The sequence below is a fragment of the Frankia sp. CcCS3 genome, assembly GCF_977927575.1.
Genome location: NZ_CDWRCL010000346.1, coordinates 1 through 2,947, shown reverse-complemented (window position 1 = coordinate 2,947; position 2,947 = coordinate 1). Strand labels below are relative to the sequence as shown.

The window sequence follows — 2,947 nt, the reverse complement described above, 5'->3', positions numbered from 1 at the left end:
CCTCAAACCCGCTTAACTTCGAAGAGCCCGTATTTTCGCGGTGACCGGCGAGGTTACACACGCGTTCGCGTCACCCCGGACGAATGGCGCGCGGACATGCGGGTCGTCGCCGACATCGCCACTCGCCCACGTCCACGGATGCCACCTGGGTGGTCGAGAACGGGCGGCCCGGCGCGCGGCCGGCCTGAGAGCGAGCGTGCGGCGACAGCACGCTCCGGCCCTGCTGGCCCGCACTGCCGACCGCTTTCCACCCGATTCATCGGAAAAGGCACGGGAATTCGACCACCGGATGACCTCCACCGGGTGGCCTCGCCTGCCTGCGCATCGCGAATAAATCCGAAGAAACTCGACGGTTCTACGGCCAGGACACCGGTCGCCACGTTAGCCTTTCCCCGGCCCGTCCGCCGCTTTCCACGCGCATTCTGGCGCCGTGCGGACGACGAACATCGGGAGCCGAACGTGACGATTCTACACCAACCGAGAGAACCGGGCGGAGCAGCGGATAGCGGGACGCAGCCGGTGGATGTCGTCGCCGCGCACACCAGGCCACGTACCCCTTTGCTCGGCTATCTGCGGACGACGTCCCACAAGGACATCGCCATCCTGTACGCCGTCACGTCGTTCGGGTTCTTCCTCTTCGCCGGTGTCCTGGCCGTGATGATGCGGGCGGAACTCGCCCGCCCGGGGCTGCAGTACTTCTCCAACGAGCAGTACAACCAGTTTTTCACGCTGCACGGCACACTGATGCTGCTCATGTTCGCCACCCCACTGGCGTTCGCGTTCGCGAACTTCCTGGTGCCGCTGCAGATCGGCGCGCCGGACGTGGCGTTCCCGCGGCTGAACGCGATGTCCTACTGGTTCTTCCTGTTCGGCAGCCTGGCGGTGATCTTCGGGTTCCTGACCCCGGACGGCACCGCGTCCTTCGGCTGGTTCGCCTACTCGCCATTGAACAGCAAGGTGTACTCGCCGGGAGTGGGCTCCGACCTGTGGGTCGTGGGTCTCGCGGTCTCCGGTGTCGGTACCATCCTCGGCGCCGTCAACATGATCACAACGATCCTGACGATGCGGGCCCCGGGCATGACGATGTTCCGGCTGCCGATCTTCTGCTGGACCTTCCTGGCGACCTCGATCCTCGTGCTGATCGCCTTCCCCGTGCTCGCCGCGGCGCTGCTCGCCCTGGAGGCCGACCGGCGCTTCGGCGCGCACGTGTTCGACGCCGCCAACGGTGGCGCGCTGCTCTGGCAGCACCTGTTCTGGTACTTCGGCCACCCCGAGGTCTACATCATCGCCCTGCCGTTCTTCGGCGTCATCAGCGAGATCCTGCCGGTCTTCTCCCGCAAGCCGCTGTTCGGCTACAAGGGCCTGGTCTTCGCCACCATCGGCATCGGAGCCCTGTCCGTCGTGGTGTGGGCGCACCACATGTTCGTCACCGGCGCGGTGCTGCTGCCCTTCTTCGCGCTGATGTCGTTCCTCATCGCGGTGCCGACCGGGATCAAGTTCTTCAACTGGATCGGCACGATGTGGCACGGGCAGCTCACCTTCGAGACGCCGATGCTATTCGCGGTCGGTTTCCTGGTGACCTTCCTGTTCGGTGGCCTGACCGGGGTGCTGCTGGCCAGCCCGCCGATCGACTTCCACGTCAGCGACAGCTACTTCGTCGTCGGCCACTTCCACTACGTCGTCTTCGGGACCGTGGTGTTCGCCGCCTTCGGCGGCACCTACTTCTGGTTCCCGAAGGTCACGGGCCGGATGATGAACGACCGGCTCGGGAAGGTCCATTTCTGGACGCTCTTCCTCGGCTTCCACCTGACCTTCCTGGTGCAGCACTGGCTCGGCGTGCAGGGTATGCCCCGCCGGTACGCCGACTACGGACCGGACGACGGGTTCACCACGCTGAACACGATCTCGTCCGCGGGTTCGTTCCTGCTCGCCGTGTCGACGCTGCCGTTCATCTACAACCTCTGGCACTCCTACCGCAAGGGCCCACTCGCCGTCGTCGACGACCCCTGGGGCTACGGGAACTCGTTGGAATGGGCGACGTCCTGCCCGCCGCCGCGGCACAACTTCCGGACGCTGCCGCGTATCCGCTCCGAACGCCCGGCCTTCGACCTGCACTATCCCCAGGCAGCCGGCCGCATCGACTACCATTCGACCCCCGAGATCACACTGACCCCCGAGACCACGCCGAGGCCCGAGACCGCGGACCCGGCCGAACCCACCGCGGCCGAACCCGACCGCCCGGCCCCGGAATCCGGCTTCAGGACCCCGGAATAACCGGCACGAGCAGCCGCAGGGCACCGGGGCGCACGACAATCTCCGCCGGCAGCGACGCCAGCGGATCGCCGTCGGCGTAGACGGCGAAGGGCCGGTCGGCCTCGACGCGCACCCGCCGGGCCCGCAGCACCCGCACGTGCCGGGTGTCGACGTGATGCCCGGAGAACACCCGCGGGAACAGCGCCAGGAACGTCAGGCGGGAGGTGCGCGAGATCAGCAGGACGTCCAGCAGCCCGTCGGCGATGTCCGCCCCCGGGGCGAACCGCATCCCGCCGCCGTAATACGCCGAGTTCGCCGCCGCGACCGTCCACCCGACCAGGTCCCGAGGTGCGAGGTCGTCCACCGTCACCGTGAAGCGCGCCGGGCGCCAGGCAGCCAGCGCCCGCAGCGCCGCGTAGGTGTAGACCTGCTGGCCGCGTAGGAACCGGGTCCGGTTGGCGATCACCTGGACGTCGGAGTCGTAGCCGACGCTCGCGATCCCGAGAAACGGCCGGCCGCCGACCTCGGGCAGGTCGACCCGGCGTTCCCGGGCGTGCGCGAGCCCGGCCGCGACACGGCACGGGTCGCGGGGCAGGCCGAGACCACGCACGAAGTCGTTGCCGCGCCCGCCGGGGAGCACCGCGAGCACGCCGCCGCAGCGGGCCACCCCCCCTGCCACCGCGCCGGCTAGGCC

2 protein-coding genes and 1 pseudogene are annotated in these 2,947 nt (G+C 68.4%); 2 read left to right on the top strand and 1 reads right to left on the bottom strand.

Annotated elements, in window-relative coordinates; genetic code table 11:
- Nucleotides 1-188: pseudogene (locus AC08OQ_RS18985) on the top strand (alkaline phosphatase); the annotation flags it as partial.
- Nucleotides 189-459: 271 nt separating this feature from the next.
- On the top strand, nucleotides 460-2,274 hold the full coding sequence (gene ctaD, locus AC08OQ_RS18980; protein WP_476612287.1) for an aa3-type cytochrome oxidase subunit I: 1,815 nt from the start codon (nucleotides 460-462) through the stop codon (nucleotides 2,272-2,274).
- On the opposite strand, the gene AC08OQ_RS18975 is transcribed toward ctaD, so the two are convergent.
- Nucleotides 2,258-2,947, bottom strand: a 690-nt coding sequence (locus AC08OQ_RS18975) for a diacylglycerol/lipid kinase family protein (RefSeq protein ID WP_476605914.1), incomplete at its 5' end; no start/stop codon positions are given. The two genes, ctaD and AC08OQ_RS18975, sit on opposite strands and share 17 nt — an antisense overlap.